This is a genomic window from Erwinia sp. L03-1 (assembly GCF_058686115.1).
On record NZ_CM178762.1, the window covers coordinates 2,703,590 to 2,724,868 of the forward strand.

The window sequence follows — 21,279 nt, forward strand, 5'->3', positions numbered from 1 at the left end:
CGGGTCAACAGACTTAGTTATAGTAGGGGAACTTGCGATCGGTACCATTAATGTTGAGCGTAATGTAACCGCCCGGTGCGGTGCTGGCAGGTACCGCAGCATCCGCAGTCGCCAGGGTCACTACGCCATTTTCATTAGCGCCTATCCCCGCTAAACCATTATGCAGGCTGAGTCTTGCGCTGGGGGTAACGGTGCCCAACGTAGTGAGATCGGTCACCTCACTCAGGTCCGGGGTAAACAAGGAGCATTCGCCGGAATCAAATCGCGTGGGGCCGGTGGAACGAAGATTAAACATGGTATCCCCGCTGCCGGCTTTGAGTTTTACCCATACCTCAACGATGTTTTCATAGCTGCGCTTATATTTGACATCAATCACCGACGTCGAACCGCGATGAAACATATCTGCCCAGACAGAACTGACGCATCGCTGGAGGTTCAGCCAGGTCACCCCGGATGAAACAGCCTGCACCGGGCTGGCTGCCGTGCCCGCCGGGTTAGTATTCGTCAGCTTACCCACGAACTCCAGCGTCCACTGCTGATTGACCTTCGGGAAGACGAATTTGCCAATGCGGAACCATTTATCACTGTCCGAGATATTATTCAGCCGGTAGCCGCTGTACCAGCCGGCCTTCATGGAGCCGGTCATCGTGGTGCCAAAGTTCTCCTCCCGCCGCCAGCCAGACTCGTAGCCTGACAGCCAGCGGTCGCTGGTGGTCTCCATGCTGACCTTTGCACCCGCCTGCAAATTAAGCTGACGAAACTGCACCCGACTGTTGTTCATTAACAGCGGATTAGCGCAATCCTCCACGCTTAATGCATCGACAATCCACTGCCCGTTAGTCAGATCGCCGGGGAACCGCGTATGCTCAATCCAGACGTTGCGAATGATCCCCTGGGTCATGCGTGGCATATACAGGGTGGCATCGCCATAGCCGGTCTGAAAATTGGCATTACTCAGCTCAATTGCCGTTGCGTGATCCCAGACGCCGTTCGGCGAGTTAGACCAGCCCACTTCAAAAACCCGCGCATAGGTATTCTGGCTGTAGATTTGATCAAAGCGGGTATCCAGGGTGTCCAGCAGCTTGATGACGGTGCCGCCGTTATACTGCACGCGAAAGCAGCGGATATGCACGAACTCGCCCTCGATAGTGGTGTTTTCAAAAAACGGCTGCACGTTGGAGAGCATATCGGCGGTAATGGCCCCGCTGGTAGCGGTGATATCCGCGCTGGCCTGCCCGTTCCAGCTGATACCCCGAATCACGGTGCGCCGGGCATTGACCTTAAACACCGTATTGATCGACTTATCAGAGATAATCACCGTGCCCGGAGACACGCCGTAAGGGCTGTCGTCACCATAAAGCGCAAAATAAGGTATTTCGCTGGCCGAAAGGTCGATGGGCGAAATCAAAAATTTCCCCGGCGGAAAACGCACGCCAATATCTTTTGCGTTGATATCGTAGCTCTGCGACCAGCTAAACATCCGCCTGAAGGCGTCGCCGTCATCGGTTACGCCGTCGCCGCGTGCGCCAAAGTGATAGAGATTCACCTGCACGGGATCGTTAATAATACGCTTCCAGTAAAAGCTGCTGCCCTTCGCCACCGTTCCGCCGTCATCAGTCAGCGTGGTGGTGCCCAGAAAGCCGACAAAGTCGCCGCCGCCGTGAAATGACGAGTCTTTGTCGTAATAGCGTTTCAGGGCGGCGATGTCGCCAGCTTTCGTCGGTGCAGTGGTGCGCAGATCGGCAAAGCAGTTCACTTCGATCATAAAAACCTCCAGATAAAAGGAATAGTTGTGCAAGGGGTGCCCACGGGGGCAGGTTTTGAGAACAGATGGAACGCGGTGAAACGAGGAGTATCAGTGATGACAGTCGAGCTTTTGACGCTCATCAGCCAGCGTCCGCTGGCGAACAAACTGCGCCATCACCGCCATGGCGACCATAAACGCGCCAGTCAGGCCAAGATAATTTGGGGGGATAACGCTCTTAACGTCAGCGGGTAGCATCTGCCAGGCCTGCATGGCAGAATCAGGAAAAGAGTGAACCCATGCGCTTATCGCGGAGCCAAGTGAAGCCAGCCACACCGACCAGGTTTTAAAAAGCAGCCTGGCATGCCGTACAAACTCCACGGAGCTGTAGCGACGAATAACCAGCAGCAGCAGCAGCGCACTTATTACGCCGCTCAGATAAAGGGAAAATTTCATAGCAACCCCCGATAGCTTTCATAGCTGCCGCTGCGCATCACGTCCGCGTGTCGCTTCGCTCTGGCGGGCGTCTGCCTGGCCCACAGGCTGTTTAACATACCATCAGCAGCGGACGAAAAGTCCCCCCGGGCAATGGCGGCAAGCGTATTACTGAAGCCACTCAGGCCCTCCACTCCCATCTGATAAGCCATACTGTAAAGAATGTCTGAACGCGCGTCGTTACACTGATCCAGCGCACTGGCCAGCAGGGGACGTTGCTGCATCGCAAAAATCTTCCCCTCAACCAGCGTTTGCATCCACAGTTCTCCGACCTGCCGGGGAACCTTGAAGATATAGCTGGTCAGAGAGGCGCCTTTCGGACCGATTTTGATGCCACAACCTACGGTGGGATAGCCTAACGAATCGATAAACGGTTCGTCCCGGTAGCCCTCTTCATACTTCAAAATGGAGACAATCTGGCTCATGATGAACCCCCTCTTTAACGTGAAAGATAACCGGTAGCATTTTTCGGGCACCTGTATCGGCGCGTTCAGGCTGTTAAAGAGCGGGATAATACGGCGCATCATTTTACGGGCAAGAAAAATAATGCGTTATACGCATATTAGGATGCCCCTTAAAAATGCGCAAGGCGCTTTGCGTGATACGCATAAAAAAGGTGTAATAACCCGATGAAACCTGGAGAAAGAATCAGACAGCTTCGTAAAGCTAATAACATGACCCTGCATGAGCTTGCCCTGCGGGTTGAAAGTGACGTGGGTAACCTGTCCCGCCTTGAGCGTGGCCGTCAGGGTTACAGTGATGCGTTGCTACAAAAAATTGCCGATGCCCTCACCGTGCCCGTTTCTGAGCTATTCTCATCAGGAGAACTAAACAATACTGGGGTTTTATCCAGTGTTGATTCGTTAACCAGCGTGAGGAGAGGTGATGTGTATCGTGTTGATGTTCTTGATTTTGCCGCCAGCGAAGGCGTGGATCCACCCGCCAGAGAAGTGGTAGAAGTCATTAAATCCATTGAATATGTCAGAAATGAGGCAAGCGTAATTTTTGGCAATAAACCGGAAGCGTACGTTAAATTAATCAATGTTCGTGGCGACAGTATGGAAGGCACAATTGAGCCAGGCGATCTGATTTTTGTTGATATCAGCGTGTCATCCTTTGACGGGGATGGCATATACGTTTTCGACTTCAACGGAGACACTTTTGTTAAGCGTTTACAGAAAGTTAAAACGGAACTTTATGTCATATCCGACAATCCCCGTTATAAAGAGTGGACCATATCTCATCACGAAATGGCGATGTTGAACGTAGCGGGTCGCGTATTGCTGAGTCAGTCACAGCAGTTCCGGCGCCATGGTTAACCCCCCACAGAGGTCCCGGTAAACGGGCCTCTTTATATCCCCCTCTAAATATGCGCTTGACGCATATCAATTCAGCTTCCAGGCTTATCCTACCTTCACCCAAAAAGAGAGCTTGCCGATGAACTCACGCCAACGCCGCGCACTGCGCTACAAAGAAAAATGTAAACGGCTAGACAGAATAATGACGCAGGCGCTAACCGGATGCTCGCCCCGCATTTATAAGGCCCTGAATCTGCCTCCCCCGGAAAAATAATAAAAACCTGTCGCCAACAGGCTGAGGCGACAGGATAAGGTTTTAATCAGGGCTATTTATGATGCCTGAATACGGCAAATACCACCGCAACGTTGCCGCTGGCGCGGTATACCGCGGCGCAGATCAGCAAATTAATGGTGATGATTGCCCATGACGTATGCTCATAATGATCGAAGAAGAATCGGAAAGGCACCGACGCGTAGGCCAGAATCATCAGATAAGCAAGCCAGGAAGCCCAGCACTGATATGAAGACCCTTCTTTGCGAAAGGACATTAGCCGTAGCACAATCGCCATACAGATCACCACATTGGCAATGACCAACGGATCACTTATTACCATGATATCCTCCTCGCCAGCGAGCCAGCCAGATAACCGGATTCTGTTGATTAATAAAGGTCAGGGTTTTAATCGCCAGGGCCGAGAGCAGAATGGCGCCCAGCCCATCCAGCGGACGATCGCTGTAACCTAATATCTGTGCCAGCTTTGCGCCCGCCAGCCCTGACCCAAACACCCCTACGATCATTGAAACCAAAAAGTAGGCGGCACGCACCAGAAGTCGCATATCAGATGCGCTGGCGACATAAAAAACCGCGCCCGCAAAAGCGCCGAACAGCACGCTGTAGTTCACCAACCCCGGATGACTTTCCAAACCCGTTCCCGCGACCGCAGCCGCGCCAGTACCAACTGCTATAAAATGCCCGATCATACTGCCCCCCTTGTTACTGCAATGCCCTGGATGCCAGAGATAAATACCCAGTTTGGCGTCGTCATGGTAATGACTTAAGGCTGTCATCTGACAAAACGCTTACGGGACAGGAACGTCACGCTACGCCAGATTCGTTAGTTCGACGCATAGTTAGGAAATGTGTAATAAGGCACGATGTGATATATAAAGTAAGCGTCAGGGGAATGGCCTGCGCGTGCTTAATTAGCATGCTTTTAATGTAGATCGATAATTGCGTACGCGTGAGCGTGAGAAACGGATAATTTTAACGCGTTGTTCCCCCTCGAAATAATATCCTGAAAGCCGGGGAGGAAATCATTTTGATGCCGCATCCGGCGAGCGAGGATGGATATGTCACCAACCGATCCCCCCTGCCCCATCACGCGGGGCGGGTATATCTAAAATCTGAATGATAAAACTTGCGGATTGATAAAATAAGGAGAGGAAATGGAAATAAGACTGGCCTCGCCCGACGAGGCAAACGCGCTCTGGCGCATTCGTAACCTTGCCATCCGTCATGGATGCAAAGAGGTTTACGGCGCATCGACGATCGGTGCCTGGACGCCCGACGCCATGCCCGCCGGTTTCCCACGCACCATTGCAGATAATCCTTTCTATGTCATCGATGCTCCCGGGGGACGGATTCCGGTTGCCACCGGCTTTCTGGATCTGAAACGACAGAGCGTGGAAGCGATTTTTACGCTGCCGGACTTTATGGGCAAAGGGCTGGCCGGTCGCATTCTGCAGGCGATCAAAGATGAAGCCCTGAAAAGGGGGATACGCAGGCTGACGCTCGATTCAACGCCGAATGCCTGTACTTTCTATCAGCGGCATGGGTTTCGCGTGGTGCGTAAAGGTATCTATCACTCTCCGACGGCAGGCGAATTGAGCAGCGTGGAGATGGCCTGCGACCTGAAGGAGTGAGGCGTTAGCAGCAGGATAAAAATTTAGATTAAAGTTTCCGTAAATTGTATTAGTCGCGACTTGATCTGACACTGGACCTTGAAAGGTTGAGAGTTACCGGTTTTGATATGGGTGTCGAATCCTTATACAAAACACGAGGTAACTCTCATGCTTCATACTAACAATCCTATCATCAAACACAAAGCCGGCCTGCTCAATCTGGCCGAAGAACTCGGTAACGTATCAAAAGCCTGTAAAATCATGGGCGTGTCACGCGACACATTCTACCGCTACCAGGAGCTGGCTGAAGAAGGCGGCATTGACGCGCTGGTTAATCAAAATCGTCGGGTGCCCAACCTGAAGAATCGGGCCGATGAAGCCACTGAACGGGCGGTTGTTGAGTACGCCGTTGAGTTCCCGGCCCACGGTCAGCACCGGACCAGTAATGAGCTGCGTAAAAAAGGCGTGTTTATCTCCGGCAGCGGCGTGCGCTCCATCTGGCAACGACATGACCTGGAGAACTTCCGTAAGCGGCTGAAGGCGCTTGAGGAAAAGGTCGCCAGAGAAGGCATTGTGCTTACCGATGCTCAAATCGTTGCGCTGGAGAAGAAGGCGCACGATGACGAAGCCTGCGGTGAAATAGAAACTGCTCACCCGGGTTATCTGGGGTCGCAGGACACCTTCTACGTTGGCAATCTGAAAGGCGTGGGCCGCATCTACCAGCAGACGTTCGTGGATACGTACACGAAAATGGCTCACTGCAAGCTGTATACGAGTAAAACGCCGATCACTGCAGCCGACCTGCTTAATGATCGGGTACTGCCGTTCTATGAGGCTCAGGGGCTGCCGATGCTGAGAATACTGACCGACAGGGGCACAGAGTACTGCGGTAAAGTAGAGCAACATGATTATCAGCTGTATCTGGCCATCAACGATATCGACCATACGAAAACGAAGGCAATGTCCCCGCAGACGAACGGTATCTGCGAGCGCTTCCATAAAACCATTTTGCAGGAATTTTATCAGGTTACGTTCCGCAAGAAGCTATATGCAGACCTGGAGAGCCTGCAAATGGATCTGGACAAGTGGTTGTGGCATTACAATAATGAGCGAACTCATCAGGGGAAAATGTGCTGCGGGCGTACGCCAATGGCCACATTACTTGATGGAAAACGGGTCTGGGCAGAAAAGAATCTGAACCAGATTTAATCTGACAGACACCTGTATAAATAACCGGTAACTGTCAGATCAGGTCTGAGCTAGTACACGTAAATCAAACCGATGTAGATTCTACTTATCATTAATGCTGACATGATGCCGTGTATTTCATCAAACCCATCGAGTTCGCCCTGCTGACCCTCACGCTGGTCTACTGCTTTGCCATGTCTTCATGGTTCTGGTAGTCAGACACAGGCTGAGATGAGTCTATCGCGCTGACAGGCGTAATAAAGGATATCCGTGACTCAACCGTAACGGATATCCGTAGTTGTACTTGACCAATCTCGACGACGTTACTCCTGCTTACCCTTATCCTCAAGCGTTAATACCTCCCGAATCTCAGTGCGCAACAGCCTGATATTTCCCCAGCTCTCACTTCGGGTGCGCCCAGCGACAGCTAAAAACTCATCCATGCTCATCCCCCGCTCCTCACGGGTTTCGGCCGCCACGGTACTAAAACGCTCAAACATCTCTTCCTTAACGTCCGCATCGCCAAACCAGCCATCCAGCCATCGCCGCAGCGATTTTGAATCGCCGCTGGCTCTTTTCTGCACGACTCGAGCCCGCTTAGGCGGAAGTACCACCACAACTTCCGGCTGTTCCACGTCATCCGCAGCCCACAGATGGGCATACTTCGACTCCAGCAGCGTATATTCAGCCTTATCGCCAAAAGCCGCTGCGGCGCAGGCCCACACTTTAATGCCGCTGCTTCTGATCATGTCGGCCTTGGCTACAGGGTATTCAGAAGCCGGATAAGGCTGCACAGCGTGCGCGCCTGACGTGCTGCCCTTTCCGGCGGCCATCCGGTACTGTCCAACGATGATCAGGATCTCCCTGAGTTTTTCCTCAGAAACCACCAGCGTCCTGGAGCCAGCGGAGTTTTGCTTAACCTCAGCCTCAGCAATCAGCTCCATCAACCGTCGGGCCCGGGTAGCGTCAAACCTGAGAATGGAATCATTACGGGTAAGTTTTTTTTTACCCATCGCCTTTACGGCTTTTAGTCGCGCCCTGACAATGCTTACCGCGAGGTTACCGTACTCATGCGAAAGTGCCAGGGCGGTTGTCGCGGCAATATCGCCCGTTCGCACCATGGCTAACAACTCTTCATCACAGGCTAAAAGCGTGAGATGCCGACTGATATCGCTCCTGGAGCGGTTAACGCGCCTGGCTATTTCCGTGTTGCTCAGACCAAGGTTATGCAGCCTTAGGTAAGCGACCGCCCGCTCCAGTGCGCTCAATGGTTTACTCTGGATGCGGGACAGCATCAGGACCAGACGATCGGCTTCCGTCCCGCTCAGGTCTTCACAGGCAAGATGCGTTATATTGAAACCCGCCTCAATGGCCATCACCGCCCCGTAATAGCGATGATGCCCATCAACGATCTTCACCCCTTTGGCAGTGGCCTGCACGGACAATGGCGGTACAGATTCCCCGGCGAGAAAAGCGTCGCGAAAAAACTGAATCTGATCCCAGTCAATGTCACGAATGTTGTAACCCGGCTCAGCATAGAGTTCGGCAATGGGCACCAGCCAGGTTGGGACCGCACTGGCTTTCAGACCATGCGGGTCAGAAGATTTATACAGCTGAGAAAGTGTTGTCATTTGCTTACCGTCTCCAAAAAAGAGTTAACATCAGCGGCGCAATCAACACGCAGGACGTACGGCTATCGTGACAGGAAAGTCATTTCAGGAACCTGTATTCGCTGCCCTGTTTATCACCACGGACCGGTAATTGAGGTTTTACGTCGCAACTGCCTGCAGCTGAGCGATCGCGCCCACGTCACCACGACGATTGCATTGTTATCCGCAATGCCTGGGCACGGCCTGCGGCTTAACAGCTGGGTAGAAAAGCCGCAGCCAGACCCTTTTCACGCCGGTCAAGCACGCAAGATATGGCCTGGGGGAATACAGCCAAACAGCGGTGATATTTCTATTCTGGACTGCAATTCAGCCCGATGCCTGCTGCTGCTGCGCGGGTCAGGTGGAATGGATAGCTGACGCAGCTATCCCCTTTTTGAAGGGAAAAGGCCTGAAGCGGGCTACGTTAACCTTGTCGTGCGGGCTCAACCAGAAGAGGACGGATGTGAAAAAAGGAGAAAAGAGTAATAAAAAAAAACTGCCGGGAGGGTAAAGACCCAGCAGCTGAACTTCCCACGATAATCGTGATAAGAAAATGCATAAAGACAGAATGCCAGACGTTATTTAACAATCTAATAAGCCATTCAAAGCGTTTAAGTTCAGGCCAAAATCTTTTATAGCCCGAACGACACGATCTGTTGTTAAACTACTTTGAAAAATTTAATTTTACATTAGCCTTTGTCAATCAGGATTTCCGCAGAAACGTCCAGCGCCTGCGCAATGCGCACCAGGCTCGAAAGGCTAATATTACGCTTGCCGTTCTCAACCTCACTCAGATAGCTTCTGTCCATATGTGCCAGGTGGCTGAGGTCCAGCTGACTCAGCCCTTTTCGTCGCCTGAGCTGACGTATCGTCACGCCCACTCTCAGCAGCAGAGATTTGTACATAGGGTTTTCCAAATTTAACATTCACTGAGAATATTTAAGGCAAAACCTGATTAAGTACGACAATCTTTAATCAATCAAATCGCTATTACAGCAAGCTGAATCAAAGTAAAAATGGGTCACAATTAACGACAGGGAGTCGGGAAGAAGATCAGCCCTCCAGAATGTTACTGAACCGCTTTTCTGAAACCCGCTCCTCTGATTCAGCTTGCACAGTATGATAGTGATATGGCTTGCCCGGATCGGTACTTACCCGCCTGACTTTACCATAGTCTTTCAGCCAATCCGTGTAGACGGCCAGCATATCATCAACATCCCTGTGCGGCGGGACATGGCAAAGAAAGAGCTGAGCATCATGCTTCGTTAAGTGATGTATATATAAATCCTTTTTGGGCACAACGCTCTCTTCTTCATAATATTCAACAACCTTAATATGGTTGAATTCAACCAAAGGCCAGCGTGATAAAAGTGAGAAAAACTGCATTTTTTCCATTTTAACCCCCAGACGACTTGAGATATTATTTGAGAATTTCCTTATAAAGAAATTAATAATAAGTGGTACTGTATTTACTGGTTACTTTATTATGCGTTATACAGATGGTAAACATGGAGTTTATCACTAAGGTTTATTTTTTAGTGACGGTCCCTTTTTATGCCAGACATGTAATCACTTTCAACCCATCACAGGAGAACCTGTAGACTATATACTACACCCCGCCTTAGCAATCCTCATTCGCTCCCAATTTGAGCAACAAGGCAGTAAAATGCCGAAAAATGATTTTTACCAGTGCAATATGCTAAATAACCCTGCATAAAAGCGCAATTACCACTACAAGCCTCTACAAAACATGAATAACTAACATAATATTTTTTTTAATCTCAAAACCACCTTTCCCTATATTTTTAAATGGCCTGAAATTTAATAGTGATATAGTCAACCGCGTGACTTATAGCATTTCACGGTAAGTGTGGAAACTGATTAAACCCATAAGCAATCAATCGCTCAGTTAATAGCTCGGGTAATGACGACAATGATTTTTAGAGATCGTTGGTTTTTTTTGAGACTACTTTAAGAAATGAGAACCAATGCTGCCTGGAGTATTACAGTGCAGCTTAAGGGACTAATTTCTAACTGAACGATAATCAGTGTCAGGGTGCCCCTGTGCTATAACACGCTTCAAAAGACAAGTTAACGGATAGCTATCATTAGCGGCATGTCTAAAGAGAGCAGAATGTAGTTCAAATCCGCTCACCGCGCCTCAGGAAAGTACAGCCTGAGAACTCAGCGCAAGCGGATTTAAGTGCGAAGAACGGGAATCGACTCACCTGCTCCATGATTACGCCTGCCACTCCGGTCGTGCTGTTCGGCCTGCGTGTGCCCGGCCACGAAATACTGAACGTACAGCGAAAGGAAGAAAGCTCCAGCCCTTCGCCTTTTTCATCGGCAACGATCAGCGAACATTTTCTTATCCAGTTCTGTGGCATGATTTTGGTCCTAAAAAAAACCTGAACCAAAAAAAGCGATTTTTTATATTTAATTAAACAAAAAATTGTTTTTTTGAAAAAAAAGAGGAGGATTTATGAAGGTTGAATTTAGTTTTGCAAGTATGGCTTCAATTATTGGCTATCGTAGTAGCGTTACTAATAAGGTTCACGCAAAACCATTGGCGGAAAAAATTAGCTCAGTAAAAAATACTGGCAACATCTGCTTTAGTAAAGCCACAGGTAAAAAAATGCTACCAGAACTACGATTAGCTGAGCATAAACTACGATTAGCTGAGCATGATAAGAATAAACAGATTACAAGAAAGGCCGCCCGCAGAATAGAAAATTACTTGCAATCGTCTCATAACCCTGCAAATGTAAAACGCGCTCGTTTTGACGTGTAGTTAGTTTTCGTCTTCAACCCTGTAAAATTTTTCCGCCTGGCCGGAATATATTGCGCAGGAGAGCCGATTTCATTGATATAACCAGTGCCAGCATTGCCGAAAGGCGCATCATCCAGCGCGGAGTCTTCAACAGGGATGCCAACCAACACATCCCTGTTACCGATAGTCTTTAGTGCATCTAAAACAGATTGCGCCTTGTCAACTCTCATCGTGACGCCGCTTTTCATAACTGGATGCCGCCAGATACGCCCCCGGAACCGCCGGTAGCTATCGCTCTGCTGTCAGCCCCCCACAGCACCATGTAGTGCGCGACAAAAAGCTCAACAAAGTAAGGAAGCAGATTCTTACCCGTGATCTTCTCACTGAGCAGCACATCAGCCAGGTTCAGGCGAAACTGTATTTGAGCATCGGGGTATCGGGTGGTGTAGGAGAACTGCGGGAAAACGGTACGAAAATCACTTACTGTTGGAAGGATTTGGTTTTTTGCCATCGCCATCACCTCCGGCAAGCAGTTCCGCTATCTGCTGATTCAGCGCTTCAGTTTGCGCTTTTTGCTCGTCCATCTGTGAAGTCAGACTGCGGATGGTCGCGTCACGTTCTTCAATCAGGGCTTTCAGGGTTTCAATCTTTGCCTGAAATTCGTCGCTAATATCCGGCACAGCAGTATCGTTCTGCCAATTTTTGCCTCATACGTATTTTTCTTATCGTAAACCGCGCCGCTTTGTGAAGATTTATTGAACAGCAGTTCGCTATCACGACCCGATTCTGACTGTATGCCAAGGGAGATCCAGCTTCGCTTAGGTTACTGCCACCAGCCCTCGCGGGCATTGAGCACTGAAAACGGTGGCACAAGAAATTTTTCAGGTCGGAAAAAGTACGGGGACATATCGCCCCCGTTAACATTCGCTACAATGGTGTAACTTACATGTGCTTAATCATAGCATCGCCAAACTCTGACGATTTCAGCAGCTTAGCGCCGTCCATCAGACGCTCAAAATCGTAGGTGACGGTTTTGGCGGCAATCGCCCCTTCCATACCTTTGATAATCAGGTCTGCGGCTTCGGTCCAGCCCATATGACGGAGCATCATTTCCGCTGACAAAATAACGGAACCTGGGTTCACTTTATCCTGACCGGCATACTTAGGTGCCGTGCCATGGGTCGCTTCAAACAGCGCGCATTCGTCGCCAATGTTCGCACCAGGCGCAATACCGATGCCGCCCACCTGCGCCGCCAGGGCATCAGAAATGTAGTCACCGTTCAGGTTCATACAGGCAATCACATCGTACTCGGCCGGGCGTAACAGGATCTGCTGCAGGAACGCATCGGCGATCACGTCTTTAACAACGATCTCTTTACCGGTGTTTGGATTCTTAATTTTCATCCACGGACCACCGTCAATCAGCTCGCCGCCGAATGCTTCTTTCGCCAGCTGGTATCCCCAGTCTTTGAAAGCGCCTTCGGTGAACTTCATGATGTTGCCCTTGTGCACCAGCGTCACGGAGTCGCGATCGTTAGCGATCGCGTACTCGATCGCCGCACGCACCAGGCGCTTAGTCCCCTCTTCTGAGCACGGCTTCACGCCGATACCACACTGTTCTGGGAAGCGAATTTTGTTAACGCCCATTTCGTCGCGCAGGAACCTGATCACTTTATCCGCTTCGGCAGAACCCGCCTTCCACTCGATACCGGCATAAATATCTTCAGCGTTCTCGCGGAAAATCACCATATCCGTGTCTTCCGGGCGTTTAACCGGGCTTGGCGTACCGGTGTAATAGCGCACCGGACGCAGGCAGATGTAGAGATCAAGCTGCTGGCGCAGTGCCACGTTCAGTGAACGAATACCGCCGCCGACCGGGGTGGTCAGAGGGCCTTTGATCGCCACGCGATACTCTTTAATCAGATCCAGCGTCTCTTCCGGCAGCCAGACGTCCTGGCCATAGAGCGCGACCGATTTCTCGCCGGTGTAAATTTCCATCCAGGAGATTTTACGGTCACCGTTATAAGCTTTCTGTACAGCGGCATCGACCACTTTGATCATTACGGGTGACACATCAACGCCAATACCATCACCTTCAATAAACGGGATGATTGGGTTGTTTGGTACGTTCAGTTTTCCCTGATCCAGGGTGATTTTCTGACCTTCCGCCGGAACAACTACTTTGCTTTCCATTAACCTCTCCTTCGAACGCTTTTTTGTTAATGATTTGTAAGATGCGCGTCAATACTACTTGAATATTGACGTCGCGCCAATCATCTCGGGTTTGCGGTATAATGCGCTCATTATCACTCAGTGCAAAGACTATGCGTAAATCTTCCCTTATGAATCACCGCGTTAAACGCCCCTCTGCGCCCGCTGCCGCTAAGGGGCCCCGACGTATCATAATTTTTAACAAACCCTTCGACGTGCTACCCCAGTTTACCGACGACGCGGGCCGCGGCACGCTAAAGGATTTTATTCCGGTGGCTGACGTCTACGCGGCGGGTCGCCTGGATCGTGACAGCGAGGGCCTGATGGTGCTGACTAACGACGGACCTCTTCAGGCCAGGCTAACGCAGCCGGGAAAACGAACCGGTAAAATTTATTTTGTCCAGGTCGAAGGCGATCCCAGCGACGACGATCTCCAGGTGCTGCGAAATGGCGTGACGCTGAAAGATGGCCCCACGCTGCCTGCTCAGGTGGCGCGGGTGCAGGAGCCTGAGTGGCTGTGGTCGCGCAACCCGCCCATTCGCGAGCGCAAAGCAATCCCCACCCGCTGGCTTAAGATTACCCTTTTTGAAGGGCGTAACCGTCAGGTCCGGAGAATGACGGCGCATATTGGCTTCCCAACGCTGCGTCTGATACGTTTTGCCATGGGTCCGCTACAGTTGCAGGACCTTGCTCCCGGCGAATGGCGCGACATCACCGACGCGTGTTCGCTATGAGTTATCACTCTTTTCAAGGAGGCAGGCATGTTTAAACCGCACGTTACCGTAGCCACCGTGGTGCAGGCTGAAGGTCAGTATCTGGTGGTGGAAGAGATGGTGCGCGGTCGCGCCACCTGGAACCAGCCGGCAGGCCATCTCGAAGCGAACGAGACGCTGCTTCAGGCCGCCGCGCGCGAACTCTATGAGGAAACCGGCATTGAGGGCGTTCCTCAGGCTTTTCTCCGTCTGCATCAGTGGATCGCGCCCGATAACACGCCGTTTTTACGTTTTTTATTCGCGCTGGATTTACCGAAAGTGCTGCCCACCTATCCTCAGGATCGCGATATTGAACGCTGCTGGTGGCTGCCTGCCGAAGAAATTCTGAGCGCGAAAAAGCTGCGTTCTCCGCTGGTTGCAGAAAGCATTGTTATTTATCAGCAGGGTACGCGCTATCCGCTAGAGGTGCTGAGCGCCTTCCAGTGGCCGTTTAGCGAGGATGCGCCCGCCCCGGACGCGTGGTAAACTACGCCGCAATTTTACGGGGCGCTTTTCCATCGCCACTAACGTCAGGTATTTCTCATGTCTCAAAGCCAGAAAAAAGTGATCGTCGGCATGTCCGGCGGCGTCGACTCCTCCGTTTCTGCCTGGTTACTGCAACAGCAGGGTTACCAGGTTGAAGGCCTGTTTATGAAAAACTGGGAGGAGGACGACGGTGAGGAATACTGCACCGCCGCTGAGGATCTGGCTGATGCACAGGCGGTCTGTGACAAACTGGGCATGGTGCTGCACACCGTAAACTTTGCCGCCGAGTACTGGGACAACGTGTTTGAACTTTTCCTGGAGGAGTATAAGGCGGGCCGTACCCCTAACCCCGACATTCTCTGCAATAAAGAGATTAAATTCAAAGCCTTCCTCGAGCATGCCGCAGAAGACTTGGGCGCGGACTACATCGCCACCGGTCACTACGTGCGGCGTCAGGACGTTGACGGTAAAAGCCGCCTGCTGCGGGGGCTGGACGACAATAAAGACCAGAGCTACTTCCTCTACACGCTTAGCCACCAGCAGATTGCGCAGAGCCTGTTCCCGGTAGGCGAACTCTCCAAGCCGGAGGTGCGACGTCTGGCGGAACAGCTGGAGCTGGTGACCGCGGCGAAAAAAGACTCTACCGGCATCTGCTTTATCGGGGAGCGTAAATTCCGCGATTTCCTTGGCCGCTATCTCCCCGCACAGCCGGGCGCCATTGTCACCACCGAAGGCGAAACGGTCGGCGAGCATCAGGGGCTGATGTACCATACCCTCGGTCAGCGTAAAGGCCTGGGGATTGGCGGCACCCGCGAAGGCAGTGAAGATCCCTGGTATGTGGTGGACAAAGACGTGGCGAATAACCTGCTGGTGGTTGCGCAGGGCCATGAGCATCCCCGCCTGATGTCGCTGGGGCTTGTCGCACAGCAGCTGCACTGGGTTGACCGCGAGACGTTACGCGCGCCGCTGCGCTGCACGGTGAAAACGCGTTATCGTCAGGCCGATATCGCCTGTACGGTCACCCCGCTGGGTGACGATCGGCTGGAGGTTCGCTTCGACCAGCCGGTTGCCGCGGTGACGCCAGGCCAGTCAGCGGTATTTTATCTTGATGAAATTTGCCTGGGCGGCGGTATTATCGAAGCGCGCCTGCCGCTGCTTTAACGGCTTAGCGGCGACAATATGCTGCCCGACGCGTTGACCGGGCAGCCGGGTACAAACAGGAGTGACCCTGGTGAAAAACTATTACGATATTACGCTGGCGCTGGCAGGTATCTGCCAGTCGGCTCACCTGGTGCAGCAGCTGGCGCATCAGGGGAACTGTCCGGCTGAGGCGCTGGATACCTCTCTGCGAAGCGTGGTGGATATGAATCCGGGCTCCACGCTGGCGGTATTCGGCAATGATGAATCCAATCTGCGCTTCGGTATAGAGACGCTACTGGCGGTACTGAACAGCAGCAGCCGCAAGGGCGCAGGCGCGGAGCTTACCCGCTACCTGCTTAGCCTGATGGTGCTTGAGCGCAAGCTGAGCGCCAACAAAAATGCACTCGACGAGCTGGCTTCACGTATCGCACAGCTGGACCGCCAGCTGGCGCACTACGAGTTAACCTCTGATACGCTGCTCAGTGCGATGGCGGCGATTTACGTCGACGTGATAAGCCCGCTTGGCCCGCGTATTCAGGTCACCGGCTCCCCGGCTGTTCTGCAAAACAGCCAGATCCAGAGTAAAGTACGTGCCGCGCTGCTGGCCGGTATCCGTGCTGCCGTATTGTGGCATCAGGTCGGCGGCGGCAGGCTGCAGCTGATGTTTTCACGCAATCGCCTTGCCAGTGAGGCAAAGCGCATGCTGTCCCGAATGAACGAGTCTTCACTCTAAATTTTTTGTTAACCTTTTCAGGAGTTGCACTGATGGAATTATCCTCTCTGACTGCCGTTTCACCCGTGGATGGCCGCTATGGCGACAAAGTCAGCCCGCTGCGCGGCATTTTCAGCGAATTCGGCCTGCTGAAATTTCGCGTAGAGGTTGAAGTTCGCTGGCTGCAAAAGCTGGCCGCCTGTGCAGAAATTGGAGAAGTTCCTGCATTTGATGGCGACGCAAACGCTTTCCTTGATGAAATTGTCGCCAGCTTTAGTGAAGATGATGCCGCACGTATCAAAACCATCGAGCGCACCACCAATCATGATGTCAAAGCGGTTGAATACTTTCTGAAAGAAAAAGTGGCCTCTCAGCCCGCCCTGCATGCGGTATCCGAATTTATTCACTTCGCCTGTACCTCCGAAGATATTAATAATCTCTCCCACGCGCTGATGCTTGAAACCGCGCGCCGCGAGGTGATCCTGCCTTACTGGCAGCAGATTATCACCGCCGTGAAGGCGCTGGCCGTCGAGTACCGGGATATCCCCCTGCTCTCACGTACCCATGGTCAGCCTGCCACGCCGTCAACGCTGGGCAAAGAGATGGCCAACGTTGCTTACCGCTTTGAGCGCCAGCTGCGCCAGCTGGAACGCATTGAGATACTGGGCAAAATCAACGGCGCGGTCGGCAACTACAATGCCCATATTGCCGCCTATCCGGAAGTGGACTGGCACCAGCTCAGCGAAAGCTTTGTGACCTCACTGGGCATTACCTGGAACCCCTACACCACGCAGATCGAACCGCACGACTACATCGCGGAACTCTTTGACTGCATGGCGCGATTCAATACCATCCTGATCGATTTCGATCGTGACGTCTGGGGCTATATCGCGCTGAATCACTTTAAGCAGAAAACCATTGCGGGTGAAATTGGCTCCTCCACCATGCCGCATAAGGTTAACCCAATCGATTTCGAGAACTCCGAAGGCAACCTGGGGCTGGCCAATGCGGTGATGCAGCACCTGGCCAGCAAACTGCCGCTTTCCCGCTGGCAGCGCGATCTGACCGACTCTACCGTTCTGCGTAATCTGGGCGTGGGCATCGGCTATGCGCTGATAGCCTATCAGTCGACGCTGAAAGGCATCTCCAAGCTGGAAGTCAACCGCGACCGGCTGCTGGATGAGCTGGACCATAACTGGGAAGTGCTGGCCGAGCCCGTTCAGACCGTGATGCGCCGTTATGGCATTGAAAAGCCTTATGAAAAGCTCAAAGAGCTGACGCGTGGCAAGCGCGTTGATGCCGAAGGCATGAAAACCTTTATCGACAGCCTGGCGCTGCCGGAAGAGGAGAAAACCCGCCTCAAAGCCATGACGCCAGCCAACTACCTTGGTCGTGCCATTCAGATGGTCGATGATTTAAAATAAGCCTACTTTTCGGGCCGGCTCAGGTCGGCCCACGTTAACCTGCTGTTTATTCGCTTTCACCTATACTCTTCAAAGACTAAAATATGGCTCTGGGGCCGCTCACATCATAAGAAAAGGATACCCGTTATGCGCGTACTGGTCGTGGAAGATAACCCTCTGCTCCGTCATCATCTTGCCGTCCAGCTGCGGGAGTTGGGTCACCAGGTTGATGCGGCAGAAGATGCCAAAGAGGCGGACTATTTCCTCAGTGAACACACGCCGGATATCACGCTGGTGGATTTAGGATTACCTGACGAAGACGGCATGACGCTGATTCGCCGCTGGCGGGGAGAAGAGGTAAAGCAGCCGATTCTGGTACTGACCGCGCGTGACGGCTGGCAGGCGAAGGTTGAAGCGCTGGAAGCCGGTGCCGATGACTACGTGACCAAGCCCTTCCATATTGAAGAGGTTGTCGCCCGCATGCAGGCGCTGATGCGTCGTAACAGCGGGCTGGCGTCGCAGATTATTACCCTCGCCCCTTTCCAGGTCGATCTCTCGCGTCGTGAACTGACCATTAACGATCGGTACATTAAGCTGACCGCCTTTGAATATACCATTATTGAAACGCTGATCCGGAATGCGGGCAAGGTGGTCAGCAAAGACTCGCTGATGCTCCAGCTCTATCCTGATGCCGAACTGCGTGAGAGCCATACTATCGACGTTCTGATGGGAAGATTGCGTAAGAAGATGCAGGCAGAGCATCCGACCGACGTGATAACGACCGTCCGGGGCCAGGGCTACCGGTTCGATCTCTAAGCCGATGACCCACTTTCGTCCTAAAAAACCTTTCTCACTGCGGGCGCGCTTTCTGATGGCTACCGCAGCGGTGGTGCTGATCCTCTCGCTCTCCTACGGAATGGTGGCGGTGTTTGGCTATGTGGTGAGCTTCGATAAAAATACCTATCGGGTGATGCGCGGTGAAAGTAATCTCTTTTTCACCCTGGCGCAGTGGCACGATGGCAAACTGACCATCGCTAAGCCGGAGACCCTCTCTCTGAATTTCCCCACCCTGGTGTTTATCTACAATGAGAAGGGCAAGCTGCTCTGGCAGCTGCGCGACGTGCCTGAAATCCGCGATAAAATCAAACGCGAATGGCTTAAGCGCGCGGACTTTTATGAAATTGATACCGATAACAGCACCAGCCGTCAGGCATTAGGCGATAACCAGGAAGCGCAGAACAAACTGACCGCCTATGATGACGATAATAACGACACCTTTACCCACTCCGTGGCGGTTAACCGCTATGAGGCGACGCCAACCCTGCCCGCACTGACCATCGTAGTGGTGGACTCGATTCCACAGGAGCTTCAGCATTCCGACGTCGTCTGGTCCTGGTTCAGCTATGTGCTGCTGGTCAACCTGCTGCTGGTTATTCCCCTGCTGTGGCTGGCCGCCCACTGGAGCCTGCGTCCTATTGGCACACTTGCCAGTCAGGTTCGGGAGCTGGAGAACGGCAATCGGGATACGCTTGACCCACTGCCGCCGCAGGAGCTTAAAAGCCTGGTGAGGAACCTGAACCTGCTGCTGGACAATGAGCATCAGCGCTACACGCGCTATCGCACCACGCTAAGCGACCTGACGCACAGTCTTAAAACCCCGCTGGCGGTGCTGCAAACCACGCTGCGTTCGCTGCGCGGCAACCTGACGATTGAGCAGGCCGAACCTATTATGCTGGAACAAATCAGCCGTATTTCCCAGCAGATTGGTTACTACCTGCACCGCGCCAGCATGCAGGCCGACCACAACGTGCTGAAGCGTGAACTGCACTCGGTGCCTGCCCTGCTGGACAGCCTCTGCTCTGCACTGAATAAAGTTTATCAGCGCAAGGGCGTGTCGCTAACGCTGGATATCTCCCCCGAGGTCACGTTCATTGGCGAACAAAATGACTTTATGGAAGTGATGGGCAATATCCTTGATAATGCCTGCAAATATTGCCTGGAGTTTGTGGAAATCAGCGTGATGCAAACCGAGGACCAGCTGCATCTGATTGTTGACGATGACGGGCCAGGGATCCCCGAAAGCAAGCGCTCGCTGATCTTTATTCGCGGTCAGCGGGCGGATACCCTGCGTCCCGGCCAGGGGCTGGGCCTCTCGGTCGCCCGGGATATACTGGAGCAGTATGCCGGAGACATTATCGCGACCACCAGTGAACTGGGTGGCGCGCGCATGGAAGTGATCTTCAAGCGGCAGGAAGTGCTGCATGATGATGAATAGTTGCTGCTCCCCCCGCGCGGTGGCAAATGCGTTTCCCCGCCCCTGCCCGGGGCTGTTATAATCGAACAAATTCAGCCCCTCAGGAAATGTCATTATGGCGTATCAGCTCGACCTCAACTGGCCCGATTTTATTGCACGCTACTGGCAGAAACGCCCGGTTGTGCTTAAGCGCGGCTTCAAAAACTTTGTTGACCCGATTTCTCCGGATGAACTGGCAGGCCTGGCGATGGAAAGTGACGTTGACAGCCGGCTGGTCAGTCATCAGGACGGGAAATGGCAGGTGGGTCACGGTCCATTTGAAAGCTACGATCATCTGGGTGAAAACAACTGGTCGCTGCTGGTACAGGCCGTCGACCACTGGCATGAGCCTTCTGCCGCCCTGATGCGCCCGTTTCGCTTTCTGCCCGACTGGCGCATCGACGATCTGATGATTTCGTTCTCCGTCCCCGGCGGCGGTGTCGGCCCCCATCTTGACCAGTACGATGTGTTCATCATTCAGGGTACCGGCCGCCGTCGCTGGCGCGTGGGCGAGAAGGTGGCGATGAAACAGCACTGCCCGCATCCCGATCTGCTCCAGGTCGAGCCTTTCGACGCCATTATTGATGAAGAGATGGAGCCGGGTGATATCCTCTATATCCCGCCGGGTTTCCCGCATGAAGGTTACTCACTCGAAAACGCCATCAACTACTCCGTTGGCTTCCGCGCCCCCAGTGGCCGTGAGCTGATCAGCGGTTTCGCGGATTATGTGTTGTCAAATGAGCTTGGCAGCTATCGCTTTACCGACCCTGATGTCCCGGCGCGTGATAACCAGGCAGAGATCCTGCCGGAAGAGATTGATGGTATCCGTAAAATGATGCTGGATGTGGTGAATCAGCCGGATCAGTTCAATCAGTGGTTTGGCGAGTTTATCTCCCAGTCGCGCCACGAGCTGGATGTTGCCCCGCCGGAGCCGCCGTATCAGCCTGATGAAATTTATGATGCGCTGCAGCAGGGCGATTCTCTTTCCCGCCTGGGTGGACTGCGCGTAGTACAGATTGGGCATGCGGTCTTTGTGAACGGTGAAAAGGTTGAATCGCCGCACCGCGAGGCGCTAAAGGTACTGGCCAGTCAGCATACCCTTAGCGCTGAAGCGCTCGGAGCCGCACTCGACGATCCCTCGTTCCTGGCCCAGCTTTCCGCACTGGTCAACTGCGGCTACTGGTACTTTGGCGAAGAAGAGTAACGGCAGTTTGGGGTACCCGCCGCGTTGATATC

General features: G+C 52.7%; 23 protein-coding genes and 1 pseudogene. 12 read left to right on the forward strand and 12 right to left on the reverse strand.

Annotation, left to right across the window (positions count from 1 at the left end; all coding sequences use genetic code 11):
• Positions 1-13 precede the first annotated feature (13 nt).
• The 3 genes from AC4PCC_RS12450 to AC4PCC_RS12460 form a co-directional block, all read right to left on the reverse strand.
• On the reverse strand, positions 14-1,765 hold the full coding sequence (locus AC4PCC_RS12450; protein WP_492124730.1) for a putative phage tail protein: 1,752 nt from the start codon (positions 1,763-1,765) through the stop codon (positions 14-16).
• A 90-nt stretch (positions 1,766-1,855) separates the two neighbouring features.
• Positions 1,856-2,200, reverse strand: a complete 345-nt coding sequence (locus AC4PCC_RS12455; RefSeq protein WP_492124731.1) for a DUF7940 domain-containing protein — start codon at positions 2,198-2,200, stop codon at positions 1,856-1,858.
• Complete coding sequence (locus AC4PCC_RS12460; RefSeq protein WP_067703314.1) at positions 2,197-2,664, reverse strand: glycoside hydrolase family protein; 468 nt, start codon at positions 2,662-2,664, stop codon at positions 2,197-2,199. Before AC4PCC_RS12460 ends, AC4PCC_RS12455 begins: the two co-directional genes overlap by 4 nt.
• 204 nt (positions 2,665-2,868) lie before the next feature.
• On the opposite strand from AC4PCC_RS12460, the gene AC4PCC_RS12465 reads away from it, so the two are divergent.
• Positions 2,869-3,558, forward strand: a complete 690-nt coding sequence (locus AC4PCC_RS12465) for an XRE family transcriptional regulator (RefSeq protein WP_492124732.1) — start codon at positions 2,869-2,871, stop codon at positions 3,556-3,558.
• A 305-nt stretch (positions 3,559-3,863) separates the two neighbouring features.
• Here AC4PCC_RS12465 and AC4PCC_RS12470 read toward each other — a convergent pair whose 3' ends face one another.
• Complete coding sequence (locus AC4PCC_RS12470) at positions 3,864-4,151, reverse strand: phage holin family protein (RefSeq protein ID WP_492124733.1); 288 nt, start codon at positions 4,149-4,151, stop codon at positions 3,864-3,866.
• On the reverse strand, positions 4,138-4,518 hold the full coding sequence (locus AC4PCC_RS12475) for a putative holin (protein ID WP_492124734.1): 381 nt from the start codon (positions 4,516-4,518) through the stop codon (positions 4,138-4,140). The genes AC4PCC_RS12470 and AC4PCC_RS12475 overlap by 14 nt, the downstream gene beginning before the upstream one ends.
• 465 nt (positions 4,519-4,983) lie before the next feature.
• Here AC4PCC_RS12475 and AC4PCC_RS12480 point away from each other — a divergent pair, with 465 nt between their 5' ends.
• Together AC4PCC_RS12480 and AC4PCC_RS12485 are read left to right on the forward strand one after the other, a co-directional pair.
• Positions 4,984-5,460, forward strand: coding sequence for a GNAT family N-acetyltransferase (locus AC4PCC_RS12480; RefSeq protein WP_492124735.1), 477 nt, complete (start codon positions 4,984-4,986; stop codon positions 5,458-5,460).
• A gap of 147 nt (positions 5,461-5,607) precedes the next feature.
• Positions 5,608-6,648: an IS481 family transposase gene (locus AC4PCC_RS12485; protein ID WP_492124736.1), complete on the forward strand. Its 1,041-nt coding sequence runs from the start codon at positions 5,608-5,610 to the stop codon at positions 6,646-6,648.
• 302 nt (positions 6,649-6,950) lie between these two features.
• Here the strand turns inward: AC4PCC_RS12485 and AC4PCC_RS12490 are convergent, their stop codons facing one another.
• The 3 genes from AC4PCC_RS12490 to AC4PCC_RS12500 all read right to left on the reverse strand — a co-directional run bounded on the left by AC4PCC_RS12490 (position 6,951) and on the right by AC4PCC_RS12500 (position 9,671).
• Entirely contained in the window at positions 6,951-8,258 is a 1,308-nt protein-coding gene (locus tag AC4PCC_RS12490) for a ParB/RepB/Spo0J family partition protein (RefSeq protein WP_492124737.1), read from the reverse strand.
• Between the two features lie 707 nt (positions 8,259-8,965).
• A complete protein-coding gene (locus tag AC4PCC_RS12495) occupies positions 8,966-9,181 on the reverse strand; it encodes a helix-turn-helix domain-containing protein (protein WP_345831354.1) in 216 nt (71 codons plus the stop codon).
• Between the two features lie 148 nt (positions 9,182-9,329).
• Entirely contained in the window at positions 9,330-9,671 is a 342-nt protein-coding gene (locus AC4PCC_RS12500; RefSeq protein ID WP_492124738.1) for a hypothetical protein, read from the reverse strand.
• A gap of 1,087 nt (positions 9,672-10,758) precedes the next feature.
• Between AC4PCC_RS12500 and AC4PCC_RS12505 the strand changes: the two genes are divergently transcribed.
• Entirely contained in the window at positions 10,759-11,067 is a 309-nt protein-coding gene (locus AC4PCC_RS12505) for a hypothetical protein (RefSeq protein ID WP_492124739.1), read from the forward strand.
• Here AC4PCC_RS12505 and AC4PCC_RS12510 read toward each other — a convergent pair.
• The 4 genes and pseudogenes from AC4PCC_RS12510 to icd form a co-directional block, all read right to left on the reverse strand.
• Positions 11,025-11,294, reverse strand: a complete 270-nt coding sequence (locus AC4PCC_RS12510; RefSeq protein ID WP_492124740.1) for a hypothetical protein — start codon at positions 11,292-11,294, stop codon at positions 11,025-11,027. The two genes, AC4PCC_RS12505 and AC4PCC_RS12510, sit on opposite strands and share 43 nt — an antisense overlap.
• A 2-nt stretch (positions 11,295-11,296) precedes the next feature.
• Positions 11,297-11,557 (reverse strand): annotated as a pseudogene (locus tag AC4PCC_RS12515) (DUF4054 domain-containing protein); the annotation flags it as partial.
• The gene (locus AC4PCC_RS12520; RefSeq protein WP_492124741.1) at positions 11,523-11,726 is read right to left on the reverse strand and encodes a hypothetical protein; all 204 of its coding nucleotides are present in this window, start codon (positions 11,724-11,726) and stop codon (positions 11,523-11,525) included. The pseudogene AC4PCC_RS12515 and the gene AC4PCC_RS12520, both read right to left, overlap by 35 nt.
• Before the next feature lie 262 nt (positions 11,727-11,988).
• Positions 11,989-13,239 (reverse strand): NADP-dependent isocitrate dehydrogenase, encoded by a 1,251-nt coding sequence (gene icd, locus AC4PCC_RS12525; protein ID WP_492124742.1) that lies wholly within the window; start codon positions 13,237-13,239, stop codon positions 11,989-11,991.
• A 101-nt stretch (positions 13,240-13,340) separates the two neighbouring features.
• On the opposite strand from icd, the gene rluE reads away from it, so the two are divergent.
• The 8 genes from rluE to AC4PCC_RS12565 all read left to right on the forward strand — a co-directional run bounded on the left by rluE (position 13,341) and on the right by AC4PCC_RS12565 (position 21,247).
• Positions 13,341-13,991: a 23S rRNA pseudouridine(2457) synthase RluE gene (gene rluE / locus AC4PCC_RS12530; RefSeq protein ID WP_492124743.1), complete on the forward strand. Its 651-nt coding sequence runs from the start codon at positions 13,341-13,343 to the stop codon at positions 13,989-13,991.
• 27 nt (positions 13,992-14,018) lie between these two features.
• A complete protein-coding gene (locus AC4PCC_RS12535) occupies positions 14,019-14,495 on the forward strand; it encodes an NUDIX domain-containing protein (protein ID WP_492124744.1) in 477 nt (158 codons plus the stop codon).
• A gap of 57 nt (positions 14,496-14,552) precedes the next feature.
• Entirely contained in the window at positions 14,553-15,656 is a 1,104-nt protein-coding gene (gene mnmA / locus AC4PCC_RS12540) for a tRNA 2-thiouridine(34) synthase MnmA (protein ID WP_067703280.1), read from the forward strand.
• A 67-nt stretch (positions 15,657-15,723) separates the two neighbouring features.
• A complete protein-coding gene (hflD, locus tag AC4PCC_RS12545) occupies positions 15,724-16,368 on the forward strand; it encodes a high frequency lysogenization protein HflD (RefSeq protein ID WP_492127510.1) in 645 nt (214 codons plus the stop codon).
• Between the two features lie 32 nt (positions 16,369-16,400).
• On the forward strand, positions 16,401-17,771 hold the full coding sequence (gene purB, locus AC4PCC_RS12550; protein ID WP_492124745.1) for an adenylosuccinate lyase: 1,371 nt from the start codon (positions 16,401-16,403) through the stop codon (positions 17,769-17,771).
• 126 nt (positions 17,772-17,897) lie between these two features.
• Entirely contained in the window at positions 17,898-18,566 is a 669-nt protein-coding gene (phoP, locus tag AC4PCC_RS12555) for a two-component system response regulator PhoP (protein WP_492124746.1), read from the forward strand.
• Positions 18,567-18,570: 4 nt separating this feature from the next.
• Complete coding sequence (gene phoQ / locus AC4PCC_RS12560) at positions 18,571-20,025, forward strand: two-component system sensor histidine kinase PhoQ (protein ID WP_492124747.1); 1,455 nt, start codon at positions 18,571-18,573, stop codon at positions 20,023-20,025.
• A gap of 94 nt (positions 20,026-20,119) precedes the next feature.
• Positions 20,120-21,247 (forward strand): ribosomal protein uL16 3-hydroxylase, encoded by a 1,128-nt coding sequence (locus tag AC4PCC_RS12565; RefSeq protein WP_492124748.1) that lies wholly within the window; start codon positions 20,120-20,122, stop codon positions 21,245-21,247.
• The last annotated feature ends 32 nt before the right edge of the window (positions 21,248-21,279 follow it).

What these genes read in the sequence shown, in the direction of transcription:
- AC4PCC_RS12465 (WP_492124732.1), top strand. Translation starts at nt 2,869, where the DNA reads ATGAAACCTGGAGAAAGAATCAGACAGCTTCGTAAAGCTAATAACATG.
- AC4PCC_RS12455 (WP_492124731.1), bottom strand. Translation starts at nt 2,200, where the DNA reads ATGAAATTTTCCCTTTATCTGAGCGGCGTAATAAGTGCGCTGCTGCTG.
- AC4PCC_RS12460 (WP_067703314.1), bottom strand. Translation starts at nt 2,664, where the DNA reads ATGAGCCAGATTGTCTCCATTTTGAAGTATGAAGAGGGCTACCGGGAC.
- AC4PCC_RS12450 (WP_492124730.1), bottom strand. Translation starts at nt 1,765, where the DNA reads ATGATCGAAGTGAACTGCTTTGCCGATCTGCGCACCACTGCACCGACG.
- phoP (WP_492124746.1), top strand. Translation starts at nt 17,898, where the DNA reads ATGCGCGTACTGGTCGTGGAAGATAACCCTCTGCTCCGTCATCATCTT.
- AC4PCC_RS12510 (WP_492124740.1), bottom strand. Translation starts at nt 11,294, where the DNA reads ATGAAAAGCGGCGTCACGATGAGAGTTGACAAGGCGCAATCTGTTTTA.
- AC4PCC_RS12480 (WP_492124735.1), top strand. Translation starts at nt 4,984, where the DNA reads ATGGAAATAAGACTGGCCTCGCCCGACGAGGCAAACGCGCTCTGGCGC.
- phoQ (WP_492124747.1), top strand. Translation starts at nt 18,571, where the DNA reads ATGACCCACTTTCGTCCTAAAAAACCTTTCTCACTGCGGGCGCGCTTT.
- icd (WP_492124742.1), bottom strand. Translation starts at nt 13,239, where the DNA reads ATGGAAAGCAAAGTAGTTGTTCCGGCGGAAGGTCAGAAAATCACCCTG.
- AC4PCC_RS12475 (WP_492124734.1), bottom strand. Translation starts at nt 4,518, where the DNA reads ATGATCGGGCATTTTATAGCAGTTGGTACTGGCGCGGCTGCGGTCGCG.
- AC4PCC_RS12490 (WP_492124737.1), bottom strand. Translation starts at nt 8,258, where the DNA reads ATGACAACACTTTCTCAGCTGTATAAATCTTCTGACCCGCATGGTCTG.
- AC4PCC_RS12500 (WP_492124738.1), bottom strand. Translation starts at nt 9,671, where the DNA reads ATGGAAAAAATGCAGTTTTTCTCACTTTTATCACGCTGGCCTTTGGTT.
- AC4PCC_RS12470 (WP_492124733.1), bottom strand. Translation starts at nt 4,151, where the DNA reads ATGGTAATAAGTGATCCGTTGGTCATTGCCAATGTGGTGATCTGTATG.
- rluE (WP_492124743.1), top strand. Translation starts at nt 13,341, where the DNA reads ATGCGCTCATTATCACTCAGTGCAAAGACTATGCGTAAATCTTCCCTT.
- AC4PCC_RS12535 (WP_492124744.1), top strand. Translation starts at nt 14,019, where the DNA reads ATGTTTAAACCGCACGTTACCGTAGCCACCGTGGTGCAGGCTGAAGGT.
- AC4PCC_RS12565 (WP_492124748.1), top strand. Translation starts at nt 20,120, where the DNA reads ATGGCGTATCAGCTCGACCTCAACTGGCCCGATTTTATTGCACGCTAC.
- AC4PCC_RS12495 (WP_345831354.1), bottom strand. Translation starts at nt 9,181, where the DNA reads ATGTACAAATCTCTGCTGCTGAGAGTGGGCGTGACGATACGTCAGCTC.
- AC4PCC_RS12485 (WP_492124736.1), top strand. Translation starts at nt 5,608, where the DNA reads ATGCTTCATACTAACAATCCTATCATCAAACACAAAGCCGGCCTGCTC.
- AC4PCC_RS12505 (WP_492124739.1), top strand. Translation starts at nt 10,759, where the DNA reads ATGAAGGTTGAATTTAGTTTTGCAAGTATGGCTTCAATTATTGGCTAT.
- purB (WP_492124745.1), top strand. Translation starts at nt 16,401, where the DNA reads ATGGAATTATCCTCTCTGACTGCCGTTTCACCCGTGGATGGCCGCTAT.
- mnmA (WP_067703280.1), top strand. Translation starts at nt 14,553, where the DNA reads ATGTCTCAAAGCCAGAAAAAAGTGATCGTCGGCATGTCCGGCGGCGTC.